This is a genomic window from Embleya sp. NPDC059237, assembly GCF_042754105.1.
Lineage (GTDB): Bacteria > Actinomycetota > Actinomycetes > Streptomycetales > Streptomycetaceae > Embleya.
The window spans coordinates 50377-72630 of sequence record NZ_JBHZAE010000007.1 but is presented as its reverse complement, the minus strand read 5'-3'; the positions used below and the strand labels follow the sequence as shown (position 1 = coordinate 72630).

Genomic DNA, 22254 nt, shown 5'->3' with positions numbered 1-22254 from the left:
CACCACACACGCGCCACCCCCACCCGAAACCCAAAGCGCAACCGGCCGACCCGAGCCCACCCAGCCCGTCCGGCGCTTGAGGAAAACCGGGCCGCAGGCCGGCCCGCCCCGAAGCCCGCCGCCCCGGCCCGGCCCCGGCCCCGCCCCCACCCCGCTCAATCCCGCCCCATGCCCGCCTCCGCCGAGGCCGTCATGGTCTGCACGCCCACCACCCGAAGCAGCGCCAACTGCTCCGCCGCCCGGCTCCCCGGCTCGGCCGTGTACACGATCAGCCGCTGATCCGCCTCGGCCGCGACCAGCACCTCGCACCGCACCGTGATGTCGCCGATCGACGGATGCCGGAACGTCTTGTCCATCGACCGCCGCACCGCCACATCGTGCGCGGCCCACAACTGCGCGAACTCCGCCGACCCCGCCGACAGTTGCGCCACCAGCGCCGCCGCCCGGGGATCACCGGCCCGCCGCCCGACCGTGGCCCGCAGATCGGCCACGTGGGTACGGGAGGCGGCGTCCGCGTCCTCCGCCCGGAAGCGCGACCGTGAGTCCGGCTCGGTGAACCACCGCACCAGGATGTTGCGTCCGACCCCCGGCCCCATCAACGCGACCGCCATCGTGTTCTGCGCGAGCACGTCGCCCAGATCGGAGATCACCTGCGCCGGCACGTCGTACAACCGATCGAGCACCAGCAACATCGCCGGCGGCACGTGCGCGTCGCGGCCCGACGAGCGCCCCGGCGGTACCTGCCCGGCCAGGTGGAAGAGGTGATCGCGACCGTCCTGGTCCAACCGCAGCGCGCGGGCCAGCGCGGCGAGCAGTTGCGACGACGGGTTGGCGCCCCGGCTCTGCTCCAGCCGCGCGTAGTAGTCGACCGACATCCCGGCCAGCCGCGCGACCTCCTCGCGCCGCAGCCCCGCGGTGCGCCGCCGGGAGCCGTCGGGCAACCCCACGTCGGCCGGGGACAACCGCTCCCGGCTGCGCGTCAGGAAGCCGGCAAGTTCGCGTCGATCGCTCATGCCCCCAGCATCGGCCCTGGCCGGAGCGGTATCCAGGGACCATGTGTCCCTGGATCCGCAGTGCCCGGACGACGCATCCGAGGTCGACGAGTCTGCGGTCGAACCCGACCGCCCGACCGCCGGCGGCGTGGACGGCGGCGCCGCGGATGCGTGGGAGGGGCTGCCGGACACGGGTTCCGCGCGCCGCGAACTCGGCTACCCGCTACACCCGACGGTGCGCGCCGCGGCCGGCGCGCTGTGACCCCGCCTCGGCGGCGGGGTCGTACATCGCAAGGAGAGCCGGTCAGGCGGCTCGGCGGATCGCGGTGACGAGGCGGGCGGTGGCCTGCGCGCGTGCCTGCCGACGGCGGCGCAGCGCGATCGCCGCGACCCGTACCTCTCGACTGTCCCGCTTCTCCACGACCGCCACCTCCGAACGCACCCCGGTCCGCCCCGAGAGGGCGACACCGTGCGCCCCAGCAGGGGCGACGTATCCAAACCTAGGTGTCGTACCCCCATTCGGGCGTCGGCCGGGAGTGCCGATCACGCCTACTACCCGAGGACGACCCAAACCCCGACGTACCCCCGGGGCATGCCACCCCGGGAGCAGTCGACAGGACCTCCGAGGGAGCAGCGGGTGCTCCGGACCACCCCCTGCTCCGGGTTCGTTCAGCCGACCTTCAGCCCACCCCTCAGACCACCTTGCCCGGGTTGAGGATGCCCAGCGGGTCGAACGCGGCCTTGATGCCGCGCTGCACCTCGACACCCACCGGCCCCAGTTCCTCCGCCAGCCACTCCCGCTTGAGTACGCCCACGCCGTGTTCTCCGGTGATTGTGCCGCCGAGGTCCAGGCCGAGTCGCATGATCGCATCGAACGCGAGACCGGCCCGCTCGACCGCGGCCGGGTCGGTCGCGTCGAAGATCACGATCGGGTGGGTGTTCCCGTCGCCCGCGTGCGCGCACACCCCGATCACCGTGTCGTGGCGCTCGGCGATCGCGGCCACCCCGTCGAGCATGTCGCCCAGTCGCGAACGCGGCACCGCGACGTCGTCGATCATGCTCGTGCCCAGCCGCTCCAGGGCCGGCAGCGCGAGCCGGCGGGCCTGCATGAACATCGCCGAGTCCTCGGCGTCCTCGGCGGTGAACGCCTCGAACGCGCCCGCCCCGGTACAGATCGCCTCGATCGCGGCCAACTCGGCGGCCGGCTCCGGGGTGTCCACGGCGATCAGCAGCAGCGCCGCGCTGTGCTCGGGCAGGCCCATGGCGGCCAGCGCGTTCACCGCCCGCAGCGTGGTGCCGTCCATCAGCTCCATCAGCGAGGGCGTGTGCCCGGCTGCCATGATCGCGGAGACCGCGCGGGCGGCCGAGGCGGTGTCGGCGAACTGGGCCACCGTCACCAGCGCGGGCGGCGGGGTGGGGCGCAGCGCCAGGGTGGCCCGGGTGACCACGCCGAGCGTGCCCTCGGCGCCGACGAACAGGCGGGTCAGGTCGTAGCCCGCGACGCCCTTGGCGGTCTGCCGCCCGGTGTGCAGGACTCGCCCGTCGGCGAGGACGACCTCCAGGCCGAGCACGTACTCGGCGGTCACGCCGTACTTGACGCAGCACAGCCCGCCCGCGCCGGTACCGATGTTGCCGCCGATCGTGCAGGTCTCCCAGCTGGACGGGTCCGGCGGGTACACCAGGCCGAATTCGGCGGTGGCCTTGGACAGGTCGGCGTTGACCACACCGGGCTCGACCACGGCGATCCGGTCCACGGGGTCGATGCGCAGGATCCGGTTCATCCGTACGAGTGACAGCGCGATGCAGCCGTCCACCGCGTTGGCCCCGCCCGACAGCCCGGTGCGGGCGCCCTGCGGGACCACCGGCACCCGCAGCCGGGTGGCCACCCGCATCACGTGCCGCACCTGTTCGGTGGTCTCGGCGAGGACCACCACCGCAGGGTTACCGGCCGCACACAGGCCGGCCATGTCACGCGCGTACGATGCGGCGATGTCCGCGTCCGTCACCAGGACGTGCGCGGGTAGATCCTCCCGCAGCGCCGCGATCAGGTCGGTCGTCATGCTGCCTCCCGGTGTGGCCGTGAATGGCCCCAGGGTAGGCACCGGGAACCGAGTACCCCGAGGGAGGGCACCGTGCAGATCGACCGGTTGGATGCCGCGCTGATCAGGTTGTTGGTGGACACGCCGCGGATCGGTGTCGTGGAGTGTTCGCGCCGGCTCGCCGTGGCGCGCGGGACGGTACAGGCACGCCTGGACCGGCTGCGCGAGGGCGGCGTGATCAGGGGCTTCGGGCCGGACGTGGACCCGGCCACGCTCGGCTTCCCGGTGACCGCGTTCATGACCCTGGAGATCCGCCAGGGGCAGGGGCGTGACGTGCGCAAACACCTGGAGTGTGTGCCGCAGGTGCTGGAGGTGCACACGATCACCGGTCGGGGCGACCTGCTGTGCCGGATCGTGGCCCGCTCCAACGCGCATCTGCAGCAGGTGATCGAGGGGATCGTCGAGCTGGACGCGGTGGTCCGCGCCTCCACGACGATCGCGACGGAGAACCCGGTGCCGTATCGGGTGTTGCCGCTGGTCGAGTGCGCGGTGACGGAGGGGTGAGCGCACGCGGTCGTGGCGGATGGGTAACGGGACGCCGGTTCGGGTGACGGTCGTGCCCGCTCGGCCCATCTGGCGTTTCCCGGGCGGCGGGCGACGGTAACTGCCGGCGGTCGGCACCACGATCGCGGAAGGGCCGCCTGGATCGCGGGCATCGCGCTCAAGGCGGCGGGCGCGAAGGTGATCGACAAGACCAACCCGGCCGGCGTTTGAGGCCGACAAAGCCCACCAACGCCCGGCATCAGCCGAACAACCACCCAGCCCGGCCGGCGTTTGAGGCCAAAGGCGTCAGCACGACGGAACCTTGCCCCCGGCGTTGAGCGCGTTCAACGCATCGACCGCCCCCGAGAGCGTCTCCACCGGAATCAGCTTCAACCCCGAATCCCCCACCCGCCCGGCCTCGCCACATTCACCCTTCGGCAGGATGAACACCGTCGCCCCCGCCCGCTTCGCCGCCAACAACTTCATCGGCAACCCACCGATCTCGCCGACCTTGCCGTTCGTGTCGATCGCCCCCGTACCGGCAATCGTCCGCCCACCGGTCAACGGCCCCTCGGTCATCTTGTCCACGATGCCCAGCGCGAAGAACAGCCCGGCACTTGGCCCGCCGACATCGGACAGGTGCAACGTGACCTTGACGTCCTCCGGCGACTTGCCCAGATACCGAAGCGCCGCGACCGTCGCGCTGTCCTGCGACTTGACCATGTCCTTGACGTTGGTCTCGACGACCTGCTCGACCGATTTGCCGTCCGGGTAGATCGACTTCCGAGGCACCACCGACTCGTCCTCGTCCCACCACGCGGAAAGCAGCGACCCGAGCCGATGCTTCTCGTTCCGCCCGCTCGCGTGGATCGTGGTCAGCAACAGGTGCCCGGTCGTCGGGTACACCGGAGCCGGCCCCGAGATCTCGACCACCGGCCGCCCTCCGTCGTCCCCGAGCGTGTCGGCGACCGAGCCCGGCGTGATCAGGACGTACGGCATCGGCACCAGAAACGCGAAGCCGAAAAGGCACGCGACGAGGAGCAGAGACACCGGCAGGGTGAGCTTGGTTCGGGCCACGCTTGGCAATTAAACACGGCGCGACCGCACGCGCCGTACCGGACTCGCCTCACCGCCTCCGCAGGCGTCCCACGGCCACCCCACAGGCACCGCCCCGACCCCGACCCTACGCCGCGGACACCCGCACGCCGCCCAGTTCGTTGGACAGTTCGGCCGCCGCCTCGGCCACCCGACGCCCCAGGCGTTCGGTGTCCAGGTTGCCGAGCGAGACGATCCCGACGCTCGATTCCACCGCCGCCAGATCCGGCACCGCCGCGGCGATCCCCGGCACCGTGTTCCGACCGTCGCCCGGGGCGTACACATAGGACCTGGGCCCGTCCAGCCCGGCCATCACCCGACGCGCGGCCAGGATCGCCAACCCCGCAGCACCCGCGTCCAGCGCGTGCCGCGAGCCGACCCGGTAGGCCACGTGGTAGTCGGTCCAGGTGGGTTCGGCCACGGCGACCACGAGGGCCTCCATGCCGTCCACGATGGTCAGGTGCGCGGTGGCCCCGGTCTCCTCGGCGAGCCGACGCAGACACGGCACCGCCGCGTCGCGAACCAGCGGGTGGGCCCGACGGGCCAGTTGCAGCGCACCGAGGCCGAGCTTGGTACGTCCGCTCTCGTCGCGGCGGACCAGGCCGTGCTGCTCCAGGGTGGCGAGAATGCGGTAGACGACGGTGCGGTTGACGCCCAGCGCGGCGGTGATGTCGTACACCGACAAACCGTCCGAGGCATCGGCGAGCAGTTCGAGGACCTTGAGTCCTCGGTCCAGGGTCTGTGACGTCTCGGCGACCACCGGCCCCCCTCCCTTCGCGTGACGTTGCATTACGTCCAGCGGCGGCGTTCGATCCCCGAACGGAACGCCACATTCGCGAGGCTGTGCGGCGCCAGATCATGGGGCCAGGACACGTACTCGTCACCATTCGGCGGGCAGGCCGAACGGATTCCCACGCCCACGCAGGACGGTTTCTCCTGTGCGAGGCGTCAGAGGATCACGCTAACCAGAGGGGGAAGCTTTGGCACCGGATATCCGGGATACGGACAGCTAAAATATCAGATGAATCAGGACATAAACCATAAATAAACCAATCCACAACATGCGATCCTCGCCACGTTGCGCACACGGCGGCATCCGGGCAGCTCCGTACTCACCAGTCGGACACCGCGTCCCAACCCCTGAGATCAAACCCAGTCCGTCCCCCGACCGCCGAGCGCGCCCCATCACCGAAATCAAGACAATCCCAGCCGCCACCATCGACCCGAAATCACCGGCCCCACCCGGAGCGATCACCCATCGCCGGGCTCAACTCCGGCTCGCGCGGCTCGGACTGGAGCGAGTGCTCGGGCTGGGGCAAGGGCTCGGGCTGGAGCTCGGGCCGGGGCAGCGGCTCCGGCTCGCGCTCGGACGAGTGCTCGGGCTCAAACGAGCGCTCGGGCAGTTCGAGGCTCCGACTCCGGCACCGGCCCCGGCAAGGGCTCGGGCCCGCCACCCCTCCTCGGCGCAACGCCCCGCCCCGCCTCACCGCCCCGACGTGGCCCACTCCCGGATCTTCCCGATCCGCGCCTCCAACTGCCCCGCCGAGGCCTGGGCCACCGCCGGCCCGCCGCACACCCGCCGCAGCTCGTTGTGGATCTGCCCGTGCGTCTGCCCGGTGCGGTGGTGCCACGCGGCCACCATCGTGTTGAGCTCCTTGCGCATCGCGGTCATCTGACGATGCGTCACCACTGGGCGCTGGTCGGCCGGTTTCTCCGACAGGTCGGCCTCGTGGTCCGGCCGGCGTCGGCTCTTGGCCACCTGCTTGGCCTGGCGCGACTGCAACAACATCTGCACCTGGTCGGGTTCGAGCAGCCCGGGCAACCCCAGGTATTCCTGCTCCTCCTCGCTACCCACGTGCGCCTGGAGCCCGAACTCCGCGCCGTCGAACAACACCCGGTCGAACCGGGCCTCGCTCTCCAGCGCCTCGAACGCGAACTCCTCCTGCTGTCCCGGCTCGTCCTTCTGCGCGTTGGCCTGGGCGAGGAGGGCGTCCTCCTCGTCGTACATCCCGCCTTCCTTCTTCGGGCGGTCCAGCACGTGGTCGCGCTCGATCTCCATCTCGTTCGCGTGCTGGAGCAGCGTCGGCACGGAGGGCAGGAACACCGACGCGGTCTCACCACGGCGGCGGGCCCGCACGAAGCGCCCCACGGCCTGCGCGAAGAACAGCGGCGTCGAGATCGTCGTCGCGAACACACCCACCGACAGCCGAGGCACGTCCACCCCCTCGGACACCATCCGCACCGCGACCATCCAGCGCTCCTCGGAGGCGGAGAAGTCCTCGATCTTCTTCGAGGCGCCAGCGTCGTCGGAGAGCACCAGCGTCGCGCCCTGACCGGTGATCTCCCGAATCATCCGCGCGTACGCCCGAGCCGACTCGTGGTCGGTGGCGATCACCAGACCACCCGCGTCCGGAATGGCCTTGCGCACCTCGCCCAACCGCTTGTCGGCGGCCCGCAACACCTGCGGCATCCACGACCCCTGCGGATCCAGCGCGGTACGCCAGGCCTGACTGATCGCGTCCTTGGTCATCGGCTCGCCGAGCGAGGCCGCGATCTCGTCCCCGGCCTTGGTCCGCCAGCGCAGATCGCCGGAGTAGGACAGGAATATCACCGGCCGCACCACGCCGTCCGAAAGCGCGTGGCCGTACCCATAGGTGTAGTCGGCCGACGACCGCCTGACGCCGTCCTTGCCCTCCTCGTACGCCACGAACGGAATCGGGTTGATGTCCGACCGAAACGGCGTACCGGTCAACGCGAGCCGCCGGGTGGCCGGCTCGAACGCCTCCATGCACGCCTCGCCCCACGACTTGCTGTCGCCCGCGTGGTGGATCTCGTCCAGGATCACCAGCGTCTTGCGGTTCTCCACCCGCCGCCGATGCAACATCGGATGCACACCGACACCCGCGTAGGTAACCGCGATGCCGTGATACTCCCGCGAGACCGGCCCCGACGAACTCGAATAATTCGGATCGATCCGCAGCCCTATCCGCGCGGCGGCCTCGGCCCACTGCTTCTTCAGATGCTCGGTCGGCGCCACGATGGTGATCTGGTGCACCACATGCGCATCCAACAACTCGGAGGCGATCCGCAACGCGAACGTGGTCTTCCCGGCACCGGGCGTGGCCACCGCGAGAAAGTCCCGAGGCTGCCGCTCCAGATACCGATCAAGGGCCCCCTGCTGCCAAGCACGCAACTTGTTCGCCGTACCCCACGAGGCACGGTTGGGAAAGGCCGGGGACAGATGGGACGCGGCTGCGGTACTCACTGCGACGGCTCTGCTCCAGACCGAAAGACAACCAAAGACAAGCGCTCAGGCTACCCGAGCGCCCCATCGGGGCCCTCCGAACACGACCCCACGCCCGGGCAAAACCTCCCCGCTCACCCCTGATTCCGCCCAAATCCCCAGGCCCTTCGCCCGCCCAAATCCCATCCACCTCGACGTCCCAGGCGCGTCCCGACAAACCCCCCGCCCTCGACGGATCGACGTGTCGGCCTCGACGTCACTCCACGACGGCGGCGGCGTGTGCGCCCAGGATCCGGCGCGTCTCCTCGCCGGCCAACCGATCGTCCAGGCCCCAGACCGCCCTGGCCCGGTTCAGCTTCGTCGTCAACGAGGCAACGAGGCGAGCCTCGGTCCTCGGATCGACCGCCGCCGCGATCAACTTGGCGTACCGGACGGTGTCCACGAGGGCCGACTTGACCCGCTCGTGCCGGATGTACACGGGCAGATCCACCGCGGCCGCCGTCCGCACGTCGGCCGGCATCGCCGCGAGCCAGCCGCCGCGCACCGCCTCGGCCTCGTCCGGCCGCCCACCGCGTCCGCGAGATCGGCCAGGACGTCGCTCTGCCGGCGGGCCGCGACGTCGGCAAGTGAGATCTGCAGGTGCGGGTGGAGGCGCTGCCACAGCGCGAGGTAGGCGAGGTCGTAGCGAGGGAAGGCGGCCCCCTGGGCGCCGAAGCCCGACCGTAACACCGCGAGCGCGGCGTCCTGTTCGCGCAGCGCGGGAATCTGCAGGTCGAGCAGCACGGTGCGGGCCTCGGCCGTCGACCGTGCCTGGCACTCCCGCAGGAATCGCGACTTCCCGATGCCGCCGACACCGGTCACGTTCACGACGCGCAGGCCGTCCCCGGCGTCGGTCCACACCGCCTCGAAGGCCGCCGTGGCCTCTTCCCGGTCGACGAATCGCCGCTGCGAGCCGGCGGATCTGCGAAATCGCGGTTGCAACGGCATGAGGCCCCCATCCCCGATGGCGCGCGGTACCGCACGCGCTCGGGACTCAGGGTAGTCGCAGGGGTCGCTGTCCGTATCCGGAATCCCACCGCCGATCGACGAGCTCGCAACCGGGCCGGAGGGCTCTCGGTCAGCTTCGGGTGGGGCGGGGGCGGATTCGCGGGGGCAGGAACGTGCCCGCCAGGGCGAGGATGAGCATGATGGCGAAGATCAGGGCGAAGACGCCGCCGTCCTTGCCGGAACCCGCGTGGAGGGCGGCGAAGACGGCGTTGGAGATGCCGATCATGACGATCGTGCCGAGGGAGTCGGCGACCTGGAGGGAGGAGGAGTTGGTGCCGGATTCCTCCGGAGTGGACAGGTCGAGGGTCAGGACGCTCAGCGAGGAGACGGCCAGGCCCATGCCGATACCGCCGAAGAACCACCCCGCGGTGACCGTGTAGGGGGTCATGCCCGGCAGCAACGCCAGCAGCGCTCCGGCGATCGCGAGCGCCACGAACAGGAAGCCGACCCGGACCAGGACGGGGCGGCGCTCGTGGGACGAACGACCCTGGTACCAGGATCCGATCGCCCAGGACAGTGCCCCCACCGTCAGGGTCAGGCCCGCCTCGGTCGGGGACAGCCCGTGTTCGCTGATCAGCATCAGCGGAACGAACGACTCGACCGTGAAGAACGCGCCCGCAAGCACGCCCCGGGACAAAATCACCGTCGGCAAGCCGCGTACCGCGCGCATCGTGCCTGTCGGCAGCAGCCGGGGCACCGTCACGGCCATCAGCACGGTCCCCGCGACCAGGAGCGGTATGCCGACCACGTCCAGGTCCTGGCCGCCGTACTCCAGCATTCCCGCGCCCAGCGCGGCGCCGGCCGCCGCGCCGATGCGGCGTCGGTTCATCCGTACGTCGGGAGCCGACTCGCCCGCCATCCGCTCCAGTTGCGGCAGCATCATCACGATCGGCAACACCACGAGCACCGGGATCGCCAGAAACACCCAGCGCCAGCCGAGGTGATCGGTGACCAGGCCGGACACCGGCGGCCCGACGATCGAGGGCAGCACCCACGCCGCCGAGAAGGCCGAGAACACGCGTGGGCGCAGCGTGGACGGGTACGCCTTGCCGACCACCACGTACAGGGACACGATCACCAGGCCGCCGCCGAGGCCCTGAACGGCCCGGCCGACGATGAAAGGCCACATCGACTGCGCGGTGCCGGAGAGTACGAGGCCCGCGGCGAACGCCCCGATCCCGCCGAACAGCGGCAGTCGCGGTCCACGCGCGTCACACCACTCGCCGGAGACGACCATGGCGAGCAGGCTGGTGGTGAAGAAGCTCGAGAACGCCAGCGCGTACAGCTGCACGCCGTCCAGTTCCCGAACCGCCACCGGCATCGCGGTACCCACGGCCATCGCCTCGAAGGCGATCAACAGGACGACCGACACGATCCCGAGCGTCAGATGCCGGTAGGGCCGGGTCAACACCCCCGGCTCCCGCCCCTCGGATCCTGCGGCGCCACGTCGTGCGGCGGACTTCGACTCCCCTACGGCTGTCACCGAGACAGCCTAGGCCCTGTCATATCAACCGACTTATCAATGCAATCACCCCACCTTGTCAACGAACCACTCCCAAGGCGCGCCACATCCCTGCGCACACGGGCGCGGTCCGCGTCTGCCCGTGGCGGCGCCGGCGGGGGTCGTCAGTCCACCACTACGTCTCTTGGGCGCATGGGGAGGCGGGGGAGTTCCAGGCCGGTGGCGTCGCGGACGGCTGCGGCCAGGGCGGCCGGGACCGGGACGATGGCGGCGTCGCCGAGGCCCTTCGCGCCGAAGGGGGCGCCCGGTTGGGGCTCCTCGATCCACGCGGCGACCCGCACCGGCGGTACGTCCCACGGCCCGGGCGGCGCCCACACCGCCTCGGCGTCCTCCGTCAGCGCCAGCCCCACCCCCATCGCCACCGAACTCTCCACCCGCACCCGGGCCTGCGCCGGATCCAGCACCCGCCCCGCGTCGTAGGCCCCGGTCACGTCCACCACCCGGATCGTGCCCAGCTCCGGATCCAGGTCCACCACCACCCGACACGCCGAAAACGCCACCGCCGGGTACGCGTTGCCCTGCCCCGCGTCGTCCAACGGCTCCGTGCTCGGCGCCCGACACGCGCCCGCCGTGGTCACCGTCGCCGTGTCCTCGTACATCACATCCACCGGCAGGTCGATCAGCCCGTCGTAGGACCGGATCCGCCCGTCGCGCACATCCAGCAACCGCGCCGTCATCCCGTACCGCGCCGCCACCGGCGCCAACAGCCGCTCCCGGATCTCCCGCGCCGCCTGCTCCACCGCCCCCGCGGTCAGCCACGTGTGCCGCCCCACCCCCGGCGCCCCCGCCGTCGGCAGCGCGGTCCCGGCCTGGAGCACGATCGCGTCCGGCACCCCCAGCACCTCGTCGACGATCTGCCGCACCAGGGTCACGAAGCCCTGCCCGACCTCGACCGCCGCGCACGTCACCGTCACCACCCCGCCGTCGAGCCGCACCGTCGCCGTCGACGACTCGTCGGCCCCCTCGATCCCGAGCAGCGGCATCAGCCCGACCGCGTACCCCGTCCCGCGCAACGTCCCCGGCGCGAGCGCCACCGCCGGCGGCGCCGCCTCGGCCACCGCCCGCAACGCCGCCCCCACCGGCACCGGCCCGTCCAGCACCTGACCCGTCGTCAACATCGTCCCGGTGCTCAGCGCGTTGCGCAGCCGCAGCTCCACCGGGTCCATCCCCAGCGCGTCCGCCAGCTTGTCCATCTGCGCCTCGTGCGCGAAGCACACCTGCACCGCGCCCGGCCCCCGCATCGCCCCGGCCGGCGCGTTGTTGGTCCGCACCGCCCACGCATCCACCGCCGCGTACGGCACCATGTACGGCCCCGCCGCACATCCGATCAACCGCCCGACCACCTCCGCCGACACCCCGGCGTACGCACCGCCGTCCAGGATGATCTGCGCCTCCACCGCGAGCAGCCGCCCGTCCCGGTCCGCCCGATGCGTGTACTTCATCCGCGCCGCGTGCCGATGCCCACCCGCGCGCAGCGACTCGTCCCGATCGAGCACCGCCTTGACCGGTCGCCCCGTGCGCAGCGCCAACAGCCCCACCACGGCGGTCAGTCCGACGTCCTCGCGGCTGCCCCCGGAGCCGCCCGCGCCGGTGGGCATCAGCCGGACCATCCCGGCCGGCAGTCCCAGACACTCGGCGACCTGATCGCGGTCCGCGTGCGGATACGGCGTGGCCACGTGCAACTCGACCCCGCCGTCGGGCGAGGGCAGCGCAAGCGCGGCGTCGGTGGCCGGATTGGCCTGATATTGCGCCGGCACCTCGTACAGCCCCTCGACCACCACCTCCTCCACGGGCGTACCGTCCCGACGCACCCTGACCGGCCGCCCGTGCCGCAACGCGATGTGCCGCAGCACGTTCCCGTCCGGATGCAACGGCGGCCCCGCGAAGGCGTGTTCGGGGTCGACGGCCGGCTCCAGCGGCTGATACGACACCAGCACCGCCGCGGCGCCGGCCCGCGCCGCCTGCAACGTCTCCGCCGCCACCGCCGCGACCGCCTCCCCGGCGAACCGCACCACACCGTCGGCCAGGACCGGCCGATCCGCCACGATCGCCCCGTGGCACGCCCCGGCGGGCAGGTCGGCGGCGGTGACCACACCGCGCACCCCCGGCACCGCGTAGGCCGCCCCGGCGTCGATGCCCAGGATCCGCGCGTGCCGATGCGGCGAGCGCACCAGCACGCACCACAGCAGCCCCGGCGCCCACAGGTCGCCGGTGTACGAGAACCGCCCCCGGGCCTTGGCGTCGCCGTCGGGGCGCGGCGCGGATTCGCCGATCACCGGGTCCGCCCGCTCACTCGGCGCCGCCGGACGTCGGCGGCGCGATCACGTTGAACATCATCGTCGAGTGGGTCTCCCGCGGCACCCGCCGGCGCGCCGCGATCCGCACCGCGTCCACCATCGGATGCGGCCCCGCACACCGACACGGGTGCCCGTCGAGCGCCCGCCGGATCTCCACCTCGCTCGGCTCGGGCGCCCGGGCCAGCAGCGCGCACACCGACGCGACCACGCCCGGCACGCAGAACCCGCACTGCACCGCGCCGGCCTCGATCAGCGCGCGCTGTACGTCGGCGGTCTCCGGGTCGTTGTCCAGGTCCTCGATGGTGCGGACCTCACGATCGCCCAGCGTGGCCGCGGCGATCAGGCACGCGGCCACCGCCACCCCGTCCAACTGCACGGTGCAGGTGCCGCACACGCCCTGCCCGCAGCCGTCCTTGGCGCCGGGCAGGCCGAGCCGCTCGCGCAGCACGTACAGCAGGTTCTCGCCGATCCAGGCGTTCTCGATCAGCCGGGCCTCGCCGTTGACCCGCAGCACGTACGACGTCGTCGGGTTCGTGTCACCCCCGAGGACGTCCCCGAATCCGGGCCCGCTCATCCGCCGAACGCCCGTTGTACCGCGCGCCGCGCGCACACCGCGACCACGTGCCGCAGATGCGCCCGGGCGGCCCGCTGCTCGGCATCGGGGCGCACCTCGTCGGCGACGAGCCGGCCGAAGTCGGCCGCGTCGCGCCCGTCCGCGAGCCGCCCGGTACGCGCGTCCATCCGCCCCGCCAACCACCGCTCGGCCTCGAACGCGCGCACCGGCCCGGGGTGCGCCCCGCCGACCGCGCAGCGCACGTCGCCGACCACGGGCCCGGCCACCAGGGCCAGGGTCAGATAGCGGCCCGCGCCCACCGGCGCCTTGACGAACTCCTGTACCCCACGCAGCAGCGGCACCCGTACTCCGGTGATCAACTCCCCCGGCCGCAACAGCTGTTCGGCGATCGGACCGGACCGGGGTTCGAGCAGGTGCGGTGCGACCTCGCGCACCCCGCCGGGCGAACGGCACGACACGGTGGCCTCCAGGGCCGCGAGTACGGGCAGCGAGTCGGCGGGTCGGCCGCTCGCGAGGATGTTGCCGCCGAGCGTGCCCATCGCGCGGACCTGCGCGGTGCCCACCTCGTTGGCGGCGGCGGCCAGCGCCGGGACGAGCGCCGCCAGGTCCGCGTCCGCGAGCCGGGCCCAGGTAAGCCCGGCGCCGAGCATGGCGAAACCGTCCTCGTAACCCCATCGCCGCAGGTCGGCGACCTTCGCCAGGCCCACCAGGGCCGACGGTCGCACCAGTTCGGCGTTGACACGGGGCATGAGGTCGGTCCCCCCGGCCACCGGCAGTGCCCGGGGATCGCGCGCGAGGGCGTCCACGGCCTCGTCGAGCGACAACGGCATCAAGATCGTCGCGTCCACAGCGCCGCCCACCCTATTGCCACGCGGCCACGAAACGAGCGGACCCGGCCGAGATTTGAGCCAACCCGAAACCCCACCCGGTGAACCGGGCCCCGGAACCAAAACACAACGGGTGAAAAGCGCGTCGAATCCCACCCCGACCGGCACCACCCGCACCCACCCGAGCCACGACGCTACGCAACGCAAGAGGCGCCGACCGAATCGGCCGACGCCCCACGCACACCTCAGCGACTGTTGTTGCCGCTACCGCGACCGCTACTGCTTGCCGCCGCTCTTGCCACCGCTCTTGTCCTTGTCACCCGACCCGCCCGCAGGCATGGTCTCGTAGATCTCCTTGCACATCGGGCAGACCGGGTACTTCTTCGGGTCGCGACCCGGTACCCAGACCTTCCCGCAAAGGGCGATGACCGGGCTCCCGGACATCGCGCTTTCCATGATCTTGTCGCGCTGGACGTAGTGCGCGAAGCGTTCGTGGTCACCGTCGCCGTGGGAGAGCTTCGGCGTCTCCTCGATCAGCGTGCCGGTGCCCGTCCCGTGCTCCGGCTCCGGGAAGCTCTGGGGAGTGGTCATACCCACCAGGATAGCCAGACGCCGACCGCATCGATCGGCGCGTGCGCACGAGCGCCGAGCCCGCGCGTGACCACCCCTGCGGCCACCCCTCCGACCACCCCCACAACCGCGCTAATTCAGCGTCGGGTCCTCCGGGTACGTGGCGACCATGGCCAACTCGCCCACCTGCCGCCGCAGTACCGCCCGCCACAACCGATCCGGCGTCGGCGTGAAGGCGTCGCCCGGCTCGGAGTCGACCACGTACCACGCGCCCGACCGCAACTCGGTCTCCAACTGCCCGGGACCCCACCCCGCATAACCCGCGAAGACCCGCATCGACCCGAAGTCGGCGGCCACCAGCTCCGGCGGCACGTCCAGGTCCACCAGCCCGAGACCGCCGTGCACCCGACGCCACCCCAGCGGCTCCGCGCCGCCCGGCACAGAGGCGATGGCCAGCGCCGAGTCCATCGCGACCGGCCCGCCCTGGAACACCACCGACGGCTCGCTGACGATCTTGGACCAGGGCACGAGCACGTCGTCGACGTCCACCGGGCTGGGTCGGTTGATCACCACGCCGAGGGTGCCGTCCTCGTCGTGCTCCAGGAGGAAGACCACACACCGGTCGAAGTTCGGATCGGCCAGCGCGGGCGTGGCCACGAGCAGGCGTCCGGTGAGCGATACCTCGGTCATAGGGCTCATGATCCCGCAACCGCCGCGTCAGAGTGTGCCGCCCGGCGAGGAAGTCGGCCGGCGAGAGCGAGTCCGGCGCCCATCCCGCATACGTCCGCGAGCACATCGAACGGGTCGCCGCTGCGGTGCGGCAGCAGGAAGTGCTGGATCAGCTCGCTCTCCACCGCGTGCCCCACGAGCAGCACGCCGAGCGGCAGCGCACCGATTCCGACACGCCGACCCGTCCAGGCAATGGCGGCGAAGGAGAGAAAATGCACGATCTTGTCACGATGTGGAACGAACGGCGCCGGGTCACCCGGACTGCCGGGATTGAACAGGAGGTAGAGATTCACCAGCACCGCCACCACGAACGCGCAGTACGCGAGCCTGCCGCCCCTCGTTCCCCCGGCCATCCCCACTCCTCGTCCACGGGCCCAAAGACCCTTCTCCCCGGGCCCTTCGGCACCACAACCCGCCACGGGCCCGATGCGGATCCGACTACCGTGTAGCGCTGTCGGCCCATCTTCCCTGTCGGTTCCGGCACCCACAGAAGTGCGAGGATTCATGCAAGACGACGTGCTCTTGGTTCACGGCGGTTCCCCGCTGGAAGGCGAGGTTCGGGTCAAGGGCGCCAAGAACCTGGTGCCCAAGGCGATGGTGGCCGCACTCCTGGGCGAGGCGCCGAGCCGACTGCGCAACGTCCCGGAGATCAGCGACGTACGCATCGTCAAGGGCCTGCTGCAACTGCACGGTGTCGCGGTGCGCGACGGCGACGAGCCCGGCGAACTGCTGATGGACCCCACCCAGGTGGAACAGGCCAACGTCGCGGACATCGACGCGCACGCCGGCTCCAGCCGGATCCCGATCCTGCTCTGCGGCCCGCTGCTGCACCGCCTCGGCCGCGCGTTCATCCCGGACCTGGGCGGCTGCATGATCGGCGACCGGCCGATCGACTTCCACCTGAGCGTGCTGCGCGAGTTCGGCGCGGTGATCACCAAGCGCCCCGAGGGGCTCTACATCGAGGCGCCCAACGGCCTCGAGGGCGCGAAGGTGCGGCTGCCGTTCCCCAGCGTGGGCGCCACCGAGCAGGTGCTGCTCGCGGCGGTGCGCGCGGAGGGCACCACCGAGTTGTCCAACGCGGCGGTGGAGCCGGAGATCATAGATCTGATCTGCGTGCTCCAGAAGATGGGCGCGATCATCTCGGTCACCACCGACCGGGTGATCCGAATCACGGGCGTCGCCAAGCTCGGCGGCTACGACCACCGCGCCCTGCCGGACCGGCTGGAGGCCGCGTCCTGGGCCTGCGCGGCGCTGGCCACGCACGGTGACATCTACGTCCGCGGCGCACGCCAGCTGGACATGATGACCTTCCTGAACGTCTTCCGGCAGGTCGGCGGCGCGTTCTCGATCGACGACGAGGGCATCCGCTTCTGGCACCCGGGCGGGCCGCTGAACGCGATCGCCCTGGAGACCGACGTGCACCCCGGCTTCCAGACCGACTGGCAGCAGCCGCTGGTGGTCGCGCTGACCCAGGCCACGGGCCTGTCCATCGTGCACGAGACGGTGTACGAGCGGCGGCTCGGCTTCACCTCGGCGCTGAACCAGATGGGCGCCACGATCCAGCTCTACAGCGAGTGCCTGGGCGGTACGCCCTGCCGGTTCGGCCAGCGCAACTTCCAGCACTCCGCGGTCATCTCCGGGCCGGCCAAGCTGCACGCCACCGACCTGGACATCCCGGACCTGCGGGCCGGTTTCTCGTACCTGATCGCCGCGCTCGCCGCGGAGGGCACCTCGCGGGTCACCGGCATCGACCTGATCGAGCGCGGCTACGAGGACTTCCAGGCCAAGCTGGAGGCCCTGGGCGCCCGCGTGGAGCTGCCCATGCGGGTCGCCGAGAGCGTCGCCTAGCCGTTCGTCGGCCGTTTGCCGCGGCCCCTCGGATCACGATGGCCCCTTCCCGGGGTCTCAGGGGCCCGAGGAGGGCCGCGTAGGGCCGCTCGGGTCCCACGACGCCGGAAGGGCGGCTTCCCCAGCGAGGGAAGCCGCCCTTCCGGTTTCCACCGGGGCTGCTACGGACTTACTTGCCCGAGGCCGCGGCCTTGAGCTTCGAGCCCGCCGAAACCTTGACGCCGTAGCCGGCGGGGATGTCGATCGGGTCGCCGGTCTGCGGGTTCCGCGCGGTGCGGGCGGCACGGTGGGTGCGCTCGAAGGTGAGGAAGCCCGGGATCGAGACCTTCTCGTCGCCCTTGGCGACGATCTCGCCGACCACGTCGGCGAGCGCGCTCAGTACGGCGTCCGCGTCCTTGCGGGTCACGTCGGCGCGCTCCGCGAGGGCGGCCACCAGCTCACTGCGGTTCATGTGTCACTCCCGTGTCTTGCTGACCTCCGCCGACGACCACGGAACGTGGTCGCAAACGTGGTTCAGTCCAACTCGCTGTTCTTGCCCCGGGGACGAATCCTGCACTCATCCATGCCCGGAAGCTAATCAAGGACACGCCAAATCACTGGGAAAGCCCCGTGATTTCGCGGTTCCGGCAGATTACGGGGCCGTTCGGGGGGCCCCGCAACCGGGATACGGACCGACAGTACGACGATCATCCCGCAGGGTTCTGACGCTCCGCCAACACCGCGTCCCGCACCGCCGCGGCGACCACCGAGGAGACCTCCGGGTGGAAAACGCTCGGGATGATGTAGTTCGGGTTCACTTCGTCGTCGGAGACCACCGACGCCAGCGCCCGCGCGGCCGCGAGCAGCATGTCGTCGCTGATGTGCCGGCTCTGCGCGTCCACCAGACCGCGGAAGACGCCCGGGAAGACCAGCACGTTGTTGATCTGGTTGGGGAAGTCGCTGCGCCCGGTGGCGACCACCGCGGCGTGCTCCAGGGCCGCCGCCGGGTCCACCTCGGGATCGGGGTTGGCCAGCGCGAACACGATCGAGTCGGCGGCCATCGCGGCGATGTCGGAGCCGTCGAGTACGTTCGGCGCCGACACGCCCACGAAGACGTCCGCACCGACCACGGCCTCCTTGAGCGTGCCGGTCAGGCCCTGCTCGTTGGTGTGTTCGGCGATCCAGCGCAGGTCCGTACCCAGGTCCTCGCGCCCGGTGTGCACCACGCCGCGCACGTCCGCGACCACCACGTGGGCCGCGCCCGCGGAGAGGAGCAGCTTGAGGATGGCGGTGCCGGCCGCGCCCGCGCCCGACATGACGATGCGCACGTCCTGGATCTTCTTGCCGACCACCCGCAGCGCGTTGGTGAGCGCCGCGAGCACCACGATCGCGGTGCCGTGCTGGTCGTCGTGGAAGACCGGGATGTCCAGCGTCTCGCGCAGCCGACGCTCGATCTCGAAGCAGCGCGGCGCGGAGATGTCCTCAAGGTTGATCCCGGCGAAGCCCGGCGCCATCACCTGCACGGCCCGGACGATCTCGTCCGGGTCCTGGGTGTCCAGGCAGATCGGCCACGCGTCGATCCCCGCGAAGCGCTTGAACAGGGCCGCCTTGCCCTCCATGACCGGCAGCGCGGCCTTGGGGCCGATGTTGCCCAGGCCGAGCACTGCGGAGCCGTCGGTGACCACCGCGACGGTGTTGCGCTTGATGGTCAGCCGGCGCGCGTCGTCGGGGTTCTCCGCGATGGCCAGGCACACCCGCGCCACGCCCGGGGTGTAGACCATCGAGAGGTCGTCGCGGTTGCGGATCGGGTGCTTGGACTGCATCTCGATCTTGCCGCCGAGGTGCATCAGGAAGGTGCGGTCCGAGACCTTGCCGAGGGTGACGCCCTCGATCTCGCGGATCGCCTCCACGAGCCGGTCGGCGTGATCGGTCGAGGTCGCGGCGATCGTGACGTCGATCCGCAGGCGCTCGTGGCCGGACGCGGTGACGTCGAGGGCGGTGATCGACCCCCCGGCGGATTCCACCGTGTTGGTGAGCCGACTGACCGACGGACCCCCTGCGGGGACCTCCAGTCGAGCCGTGATCGAGTACGAGGCGCTGGGCGCTGCGGGCATGAACTCTTTCTCCTCCGATCGCTGCGACGCCCGTCTCCGCCGAGGTCGCATCGCCCCCGATGGTCTCACTTCGTGGACATGGGCGTGCCGGCCGGGGCGACCGGGAGCCCGCCTTACCCGGACCCCCCGACCACGCAAACTGTGATCCTCGTCCTTCGCCGATCTCCCGGCGCCGGCGGGAGGGTCGGTTACGCTGGTGGACGACACCGGCTCGATCCAAGCCCCCGGGCCCAACCATTAGTCCCTACGAGGGACCACTTGCCGAGAGGCGAGCATTGGCGGGTCGGTGTCCTCGACATGGCGAAAGCGGTGGTCCTTGGGACCACCGCTTTTGTTCGGGCCGGCTCTCGGATCATCCGATCACGACAACACGTCGTCCGCTCTCCGCCCGGCCCGGCCTTCCGAGCACCCGTACACGCGTCCGCCGACCGCATTTGGTAGACCGGCATGGCGTGTGCGCATATTCAGCCGATTTTCCTGGCCGCCATCGGATGTGCATCGCGAAGCGCCCGTATACCGGGGACGTTGTCGGCGCGAAGCCTGAAGGAAACGGCTCCGGCACTGATCTCGCCGGCGTCGTACTGACTCGTGCGCGCCGCAACGATTTCCCGAACCGTGAGTACGGCACCGGTGGACAGACCGGCGAAAGCCTCCTGGATGTGCCGGGCCACATCGCGCCGCGGCTTGGGGACTCCCACCGCCGATGGCCCACCAGGCACCCCGGTCGTGTGGGGTTCCGAGCCAGTCGATGGGGCGGGAACCATCCGGGAGGTCGCGTCACCGGACGCGCGCGGCCAGCGGCGGCAAAACGCCTCGGCCAAGTGGTCGGCTCGGGCAATGATCAGCTCCTCGTTCCATTGCGCGGGCAGCGAACGATTGAGCGAAAGGGCACTGTGTAGCAGAATTTCGCGGCGCTTGTCCGACCAAGGTCCGTTCGAGACGGCCGGATTCAGCTTGCGAGTCAACAGGGTCAGATTGCCTGCGGTATGGAGGAGGGATTGCCTGCGCTCATACGCTTCGACATCCGTCTGCGGCAGAGACCAGTACCGTTCCCATGTCTGTGGCAGCAGATGTTCGACAGTCAACTCGCCATCATAGACGAGCCGTTCCGTCTTGCCCTCGTAGAGAGCATCCTCCAGTTCGGCAAAGAGCAATCGTACGCGAGTCTGGGTGAGCTTCCCGTACAGCGGTTGCGTACGGAAGACGTATCGAATATCTGCGTTCCCGGGCCAGAACCCGGAATCGGCGCCCTGTCGCAACAGGAAGTCTTCCACGACGGCTGGATCGTCCTTTGCCTTCAGTTCCTTGAGCAGGTCGAGGAAAAGGCGGTTGTAGTTCTTGGTCGTCTGCCGACAGACCGTGCGCCGCATGAGGTAGGAGTCCAAGGCGGCCACGGCCTGAGCTCGTTCCTGCTCGTCGAAGCGGGTCACGAGCCACAGGAGGACCGGGATGACGGTGTTGGTGTCCAGGATCCCGATGTTGCGAAGGAACCGACCCTCGGGCGTGGCGGGATGCTTGTCCGCCGTCAGGCGCTGGTACACGGCGGCCCGAGACACCAGGTGCCGCATAAGGACGTCCAGCTCCGCGTCGGACTTCTTCACGTAAGTGCGGAAGGTGAGAAAGAGCTCGGGGGCCAAGACCTCTTCGGCGACTTCGCTGGTGAGGTACTGGGTAAGGAAAACGTCCAGCCGAGGGCGCTTGAGACGCCCTTGGCGGACCTCTTTGCGCCAATCGGGCGTTTCCAACGCCGACCAGACATCGCGGTGCAGATCCTCGACCGGTAGGCCTTGCTCCTCGGCTCGCTGAAAGAGCAGGTTCTTCACCAGGTCGGAGGCTTGCAAGGGCGTACCGCGGTCGTTCAGGGCCTCGAAGATGACCTGCGCGTTGTCGTTGGGCGTGAGGTCGATGACGATGACCTCGAACTTCTCCCGGAGGATACGAACCAGCGCATCGAAGCCCTCTATCAGTCGATCCTCGTAGCTGAGCTCGTCCGCCCATTCGATGGCCCGGTTGAAGAAGAACCGGTAGGCCTGAACGATCACGGGATCACCCGCTCCGACCGGGACGGCAACGTCCACGGCTCGCCGCAGACGACCGTCCATGACCGCTTGAAACGGTGATCTGTCGATGTTTGTAGGCCATACCTTGTAGCCCGCGTGCGGGTCGTCCGTCAGCTCGTCTTCGTTGACGGTGAGCTTGTCCAGCACGCTGCCGTACATCTTGGGGATTTCGAGTTCCCGGGCAACGTCCCGGACGGCGGCCAGCAGGATTTGAAGGGTTGTCAGACGTTGTTGCCCGTCGATGACCAGGCGGGCGGGCATCGATCCGGTGGGCGTCGGAAGTTGATCCAGTACCACGGCGCCGAGGAAGTGAGGGTGGACCTCTTCGCCTGAGAGCCTTCGATGCACCAACGCGGCGACGTCCTCCCACAGGGGACGCCAGTTCCGGTCTTCGGTCCACACATAAGGCCGCTGGAAGACCGGTACGACAAGACGCAAGTCTGCGCCGAACAGCCCGTGCAAAGTCTTCGGGTTCGCATCCACCGCGTGCCCCGCCCCCCATCATTCGTAGCGCGCATGTCCTCGGGCGCGCACACTACCCACCGCTGCCGGCATCCGCCTGTCCAAGTGCCTCTTGCTCGGCAAGGGTTTGAACGTCGATCCAACCACGACGCCGGGCCGGGTGGGGCAGGAAAGTGAGACTCGGCCAGCATCGGTGAGCAGAACTCTGCCGACGACGAGGATGGGGCCGTCGACGGGCACCCGACGGCTGTCGGCCGGGCTTGTCCGGAGGGCCCGCAAGCCAGGATGTTCCAGGAAGTGCCAGAGACCGCG

20 protein-coding genes are annotated in these 22254 nt (G+C 70.5%); 3 read left to right on the top strand and 17 right to left on the bottom strand.

The genetic code is table 11. The features are described from left to right. Positions 1-155: 155 nt before the first annotated feature. On the bottom strand, positions 156-1013 hold the full coding sequence (locus ACFXKZ_RS22540) for a helix-turn-helix transcriptional regulator (protein WP_380002717.1): 858 nt from the start codon (positions 1011-1013) through the stop codon (positions 156-158). Here ACFXKZ_RS22540 and ACFXKZ_RS22535 point away from each other — a divergent pair. After that, on the top strand, positions 1012-1254 hold the full coding sequence (locus ACFXKZ_RS22535) for a hypothetical protein (protein ID WP_380002716.1): 243 nt from the start codon (positions 1012-1014) through the stop codon (positions 1252-1254). The genes ACFXKZ_RS22540 and ACFXKZ_RS22535 overlap by 2 nt on opposite strands. A 430-nt stretch (positions 1255-1684) precedes the next feature. On the opposite strand, the gene ACFXKZ_RS22530 is transcribed toward ACFXKZ_RS22535, so the two are convergent. Continuing rightward, a complete protein-coding gene (locus ACFXKZ_RS22530; protein WP_380002715.1) occupies positions 1685-3052 on the bottom strand; it encodes an FAD-binding oxidoreductase in 1368 nt (455 codons plus the stop codon). 72 nt (positions 3053-3124) lie between these two features. On the opposite strand from ACFXKZ_RS22530, the gene ACFXKZ_RS22525 reads away from it, so the two are divergent. Next, positions 3125-3595 carry an Lrp/AsnC family transcriptional regulator gene (locus ACFXKZ_RS22525; RefSeq protein ID WP_380002714.1) on the top strand — a complete coding sequence of 157 codons (471 nt, stop codon included), beginning with the start codon at positions 3125-3127 and terminating at the stop codon, positions 3593-3595. Positions 3596-3880: 285 nt separating this feature from the next. Here the strand turns inward: ACFXKZ_RS22525 and ACFXKZ_RS22520 are convergent, their stop codons facing one another. From ACFXKZ_RS22520 to ACFXKZ_RS22465, 12 genes are all read right to left on the bottom strand, one after another. Beyond that, complete coding sequence (locus tag ACFXKZ_RS22520; protein WP_380002713.1) at positions 3881-4651, bottom strand: PDZ domain-containing protein; 771 nt, start codon at positions 4649-4651, stop codon at positions 3881-3883. A 106-nt stretch (positions 4652-4757) separates the two neighbouring features. Further along, complete coding sequence (locus tag ACFXKZ_RS22515; RefSeq protein WP_078979460.1) at positions 4758-5429, bottom strand: IclR family transcriptional regulator; 672 nt, start codon at positions 5427-5429, stop codon at positions 4758-4760. A gap of 723 nt (positions 5430-6152) precedes the next feature. Continuing rightward, entirely contained in the window at positions 6153-7934 is a 1782-nt protein-coding gene (locus tag ACFXKZ_RS22510) for a DEAD/DEAH box helicase (protein WP_380002712.1), read from the bottom strand. Positions 7935-8169: 235 nt separating this feature from the next. After that, positions 8170-8355 carry a hypothetical protein gene (locus ACFXKZ_RS22505; RefSeq protein WP_380002711.1) on the bottom strand — a complete coding sequence of 62 codons (186 nt, stop codon included), beginning with the start codon at positions 8353-8355 and terminating at the stop codon, positions 8170-8172. Continuing rightward, a complete protein-coding gene (locus ACFXKZ_RS22500; protein ID WP_380002710.1) occupies positions 8328-8900 on the bottom strand; it encodes a hypothetical protein in 573 nt (190 codons plus the stop codon). Before ACFXKZ_RS22500 ends, ACFXKZ_RS22505 begins: the two co-directional genes overlap by 28 nt. Positions 8901-9030: 130 nt before the next feature. Continuing rightward, entirely contained in the window at positions 9031-10443 is a 1413-nt protein-coding gene (locus ACFXKZ_RS22495; protein ID WP_380002709.1) for an MFS transporter, read from the bottom strand. Between the two features lie 143 nt (positions 10444-10586). Beyond that, positions 10587-12758, bottom strand: a complete 2172-nt coding sequence (locus ACFXKZ_RS22490; RefSeq protein WP_380002708.1) for a xanthine dehydrogenase family protein molybdopterin-binding subunit — start codon at positions 12756-12758, stop codon at positions 10587-10589. Between the two features lie 13 nt (positions 12759-12771). After that, positions 12772-13353 (bottom strand): (2Fe-2S)-binding protein, encoded by a 582-nt coding sequence (locus tag ACFXKZ_RS22485; RefSeq protein ID WP_380002707.1) that lies wholly within the window; start codon positions 13351-13353, stop codon positions 12772-12774. Then, complete coding sequence (locus ACFXKZ_RS22480) at positions 13350-14183, bottom strand: FAD binding domain-containing protein (RefSeq protein ID WP_380003144.1); 834 nt, start codon at positions 14181-14183, stop codon at positions 13350-13352. The genes ACFXKZ_RS22485 and ACFXKZ_RS22480 overlap by 4 nt, the downstream gene beginning before the upstream one ends. Positions 14184-14456: 273 nt before the next feature. Then, a complete protein-coding gene (locus tag ACFXKZ_RS22475; RefSeq protein WP_126643614.1) occupies positions 14457-14771 on the bottom strand; it encodes a DUF3039 domain-containing protein in 315 nt (104 codons plus the stop codon). A 111-nt stretch (positions 14772-14882) separates the two neighbouring features. After that, the gene (locus ACFXKZ_RS22470; protein ID WP_078977041.1) at positions 14883-15440 is read right to left on the bottom strand and encodes a YqgE/AlgH family protein; all 558 of its coding nucleotides are present in this window, start codon (positions 15438-15440) and stop codon (positions 14883-14885) included. A gap of 5 nt (positions 15441-15445) precedes the next feature. Continuing rightward, positions 15446-15832 carry a hypothetical protein gene (locus ACFXKZ_RS22465; RefSeq protein WP_380002706.1) on the bottom strand — a complete coding sequence of 129 codons (387 nt, stop codon included), beginning with the start codon at positions 15830-15832 and terminating at the stop codon, positions 15446-15448. Positions 15833-15983: 151 nt separating this feature from the next. On the opposite strand from ACFXKZ_RS22465, the gene murA reads away from it, so the two are divergent. After that, a complete protein-coding gene (gene murA, locus ACFXKZ_RS22460) occupies positions 15984-17327 on the top strand; it encodes a UDP-N-acetylglucosamine 1-carboxyvinyltransferase (protein ID WP_126643613.1) in 1344 nt (447 codons plus the stop codon). Between the two features lie 169 nt (positions 17328-17496). Here the strand turns inward: murA and ACFXKZ_RS22455 are convergent, their stop codons facing one another. From ACFXKZ_RS22455 to ACFXKZ_RS22445, 3 genes are all read right to left on the bottom strand, one after another. Further along, positions 17497-17778 (bottom strand): HU family DNA-binding protein, encoded by a 282-nt coding sequence (locus ACFXKZ_RS22455; RefSeq protein ID WP_020553331.1) that lies wholly within the window; start codon positions 17776-17778, stop codon positions 17497-17499. 235 nt (positions 17779-18013) lie between these two features. Then, the gene (locus ACFXKZ_RS22450) at positions 18014-19420 is read right to left on the bottom strand and encodes an NAD-dependent malic enzyme (RefSeq protein WP_380002705.1); all 1407 of its coding nucleotides are present in this window, start codon (positions 19418-19420) and stop codon (positions 18014-18016) included. A 464-nt stretch (positions 19421-19884) separates the two neighbouring features. Next, on the bottom strand, positions 19885-21963 hold the full coding sequence (locus ACFXKZ_RS22445; RefSeq protein ID WP_380002704.1) for a DUF262 domain-containing protein: 2079 nt from the start codon (positions 21961-21963) through the stop codon (positions 19885-19887). Positions 21964-22254 lie beyond the last annotated feature (291 nt).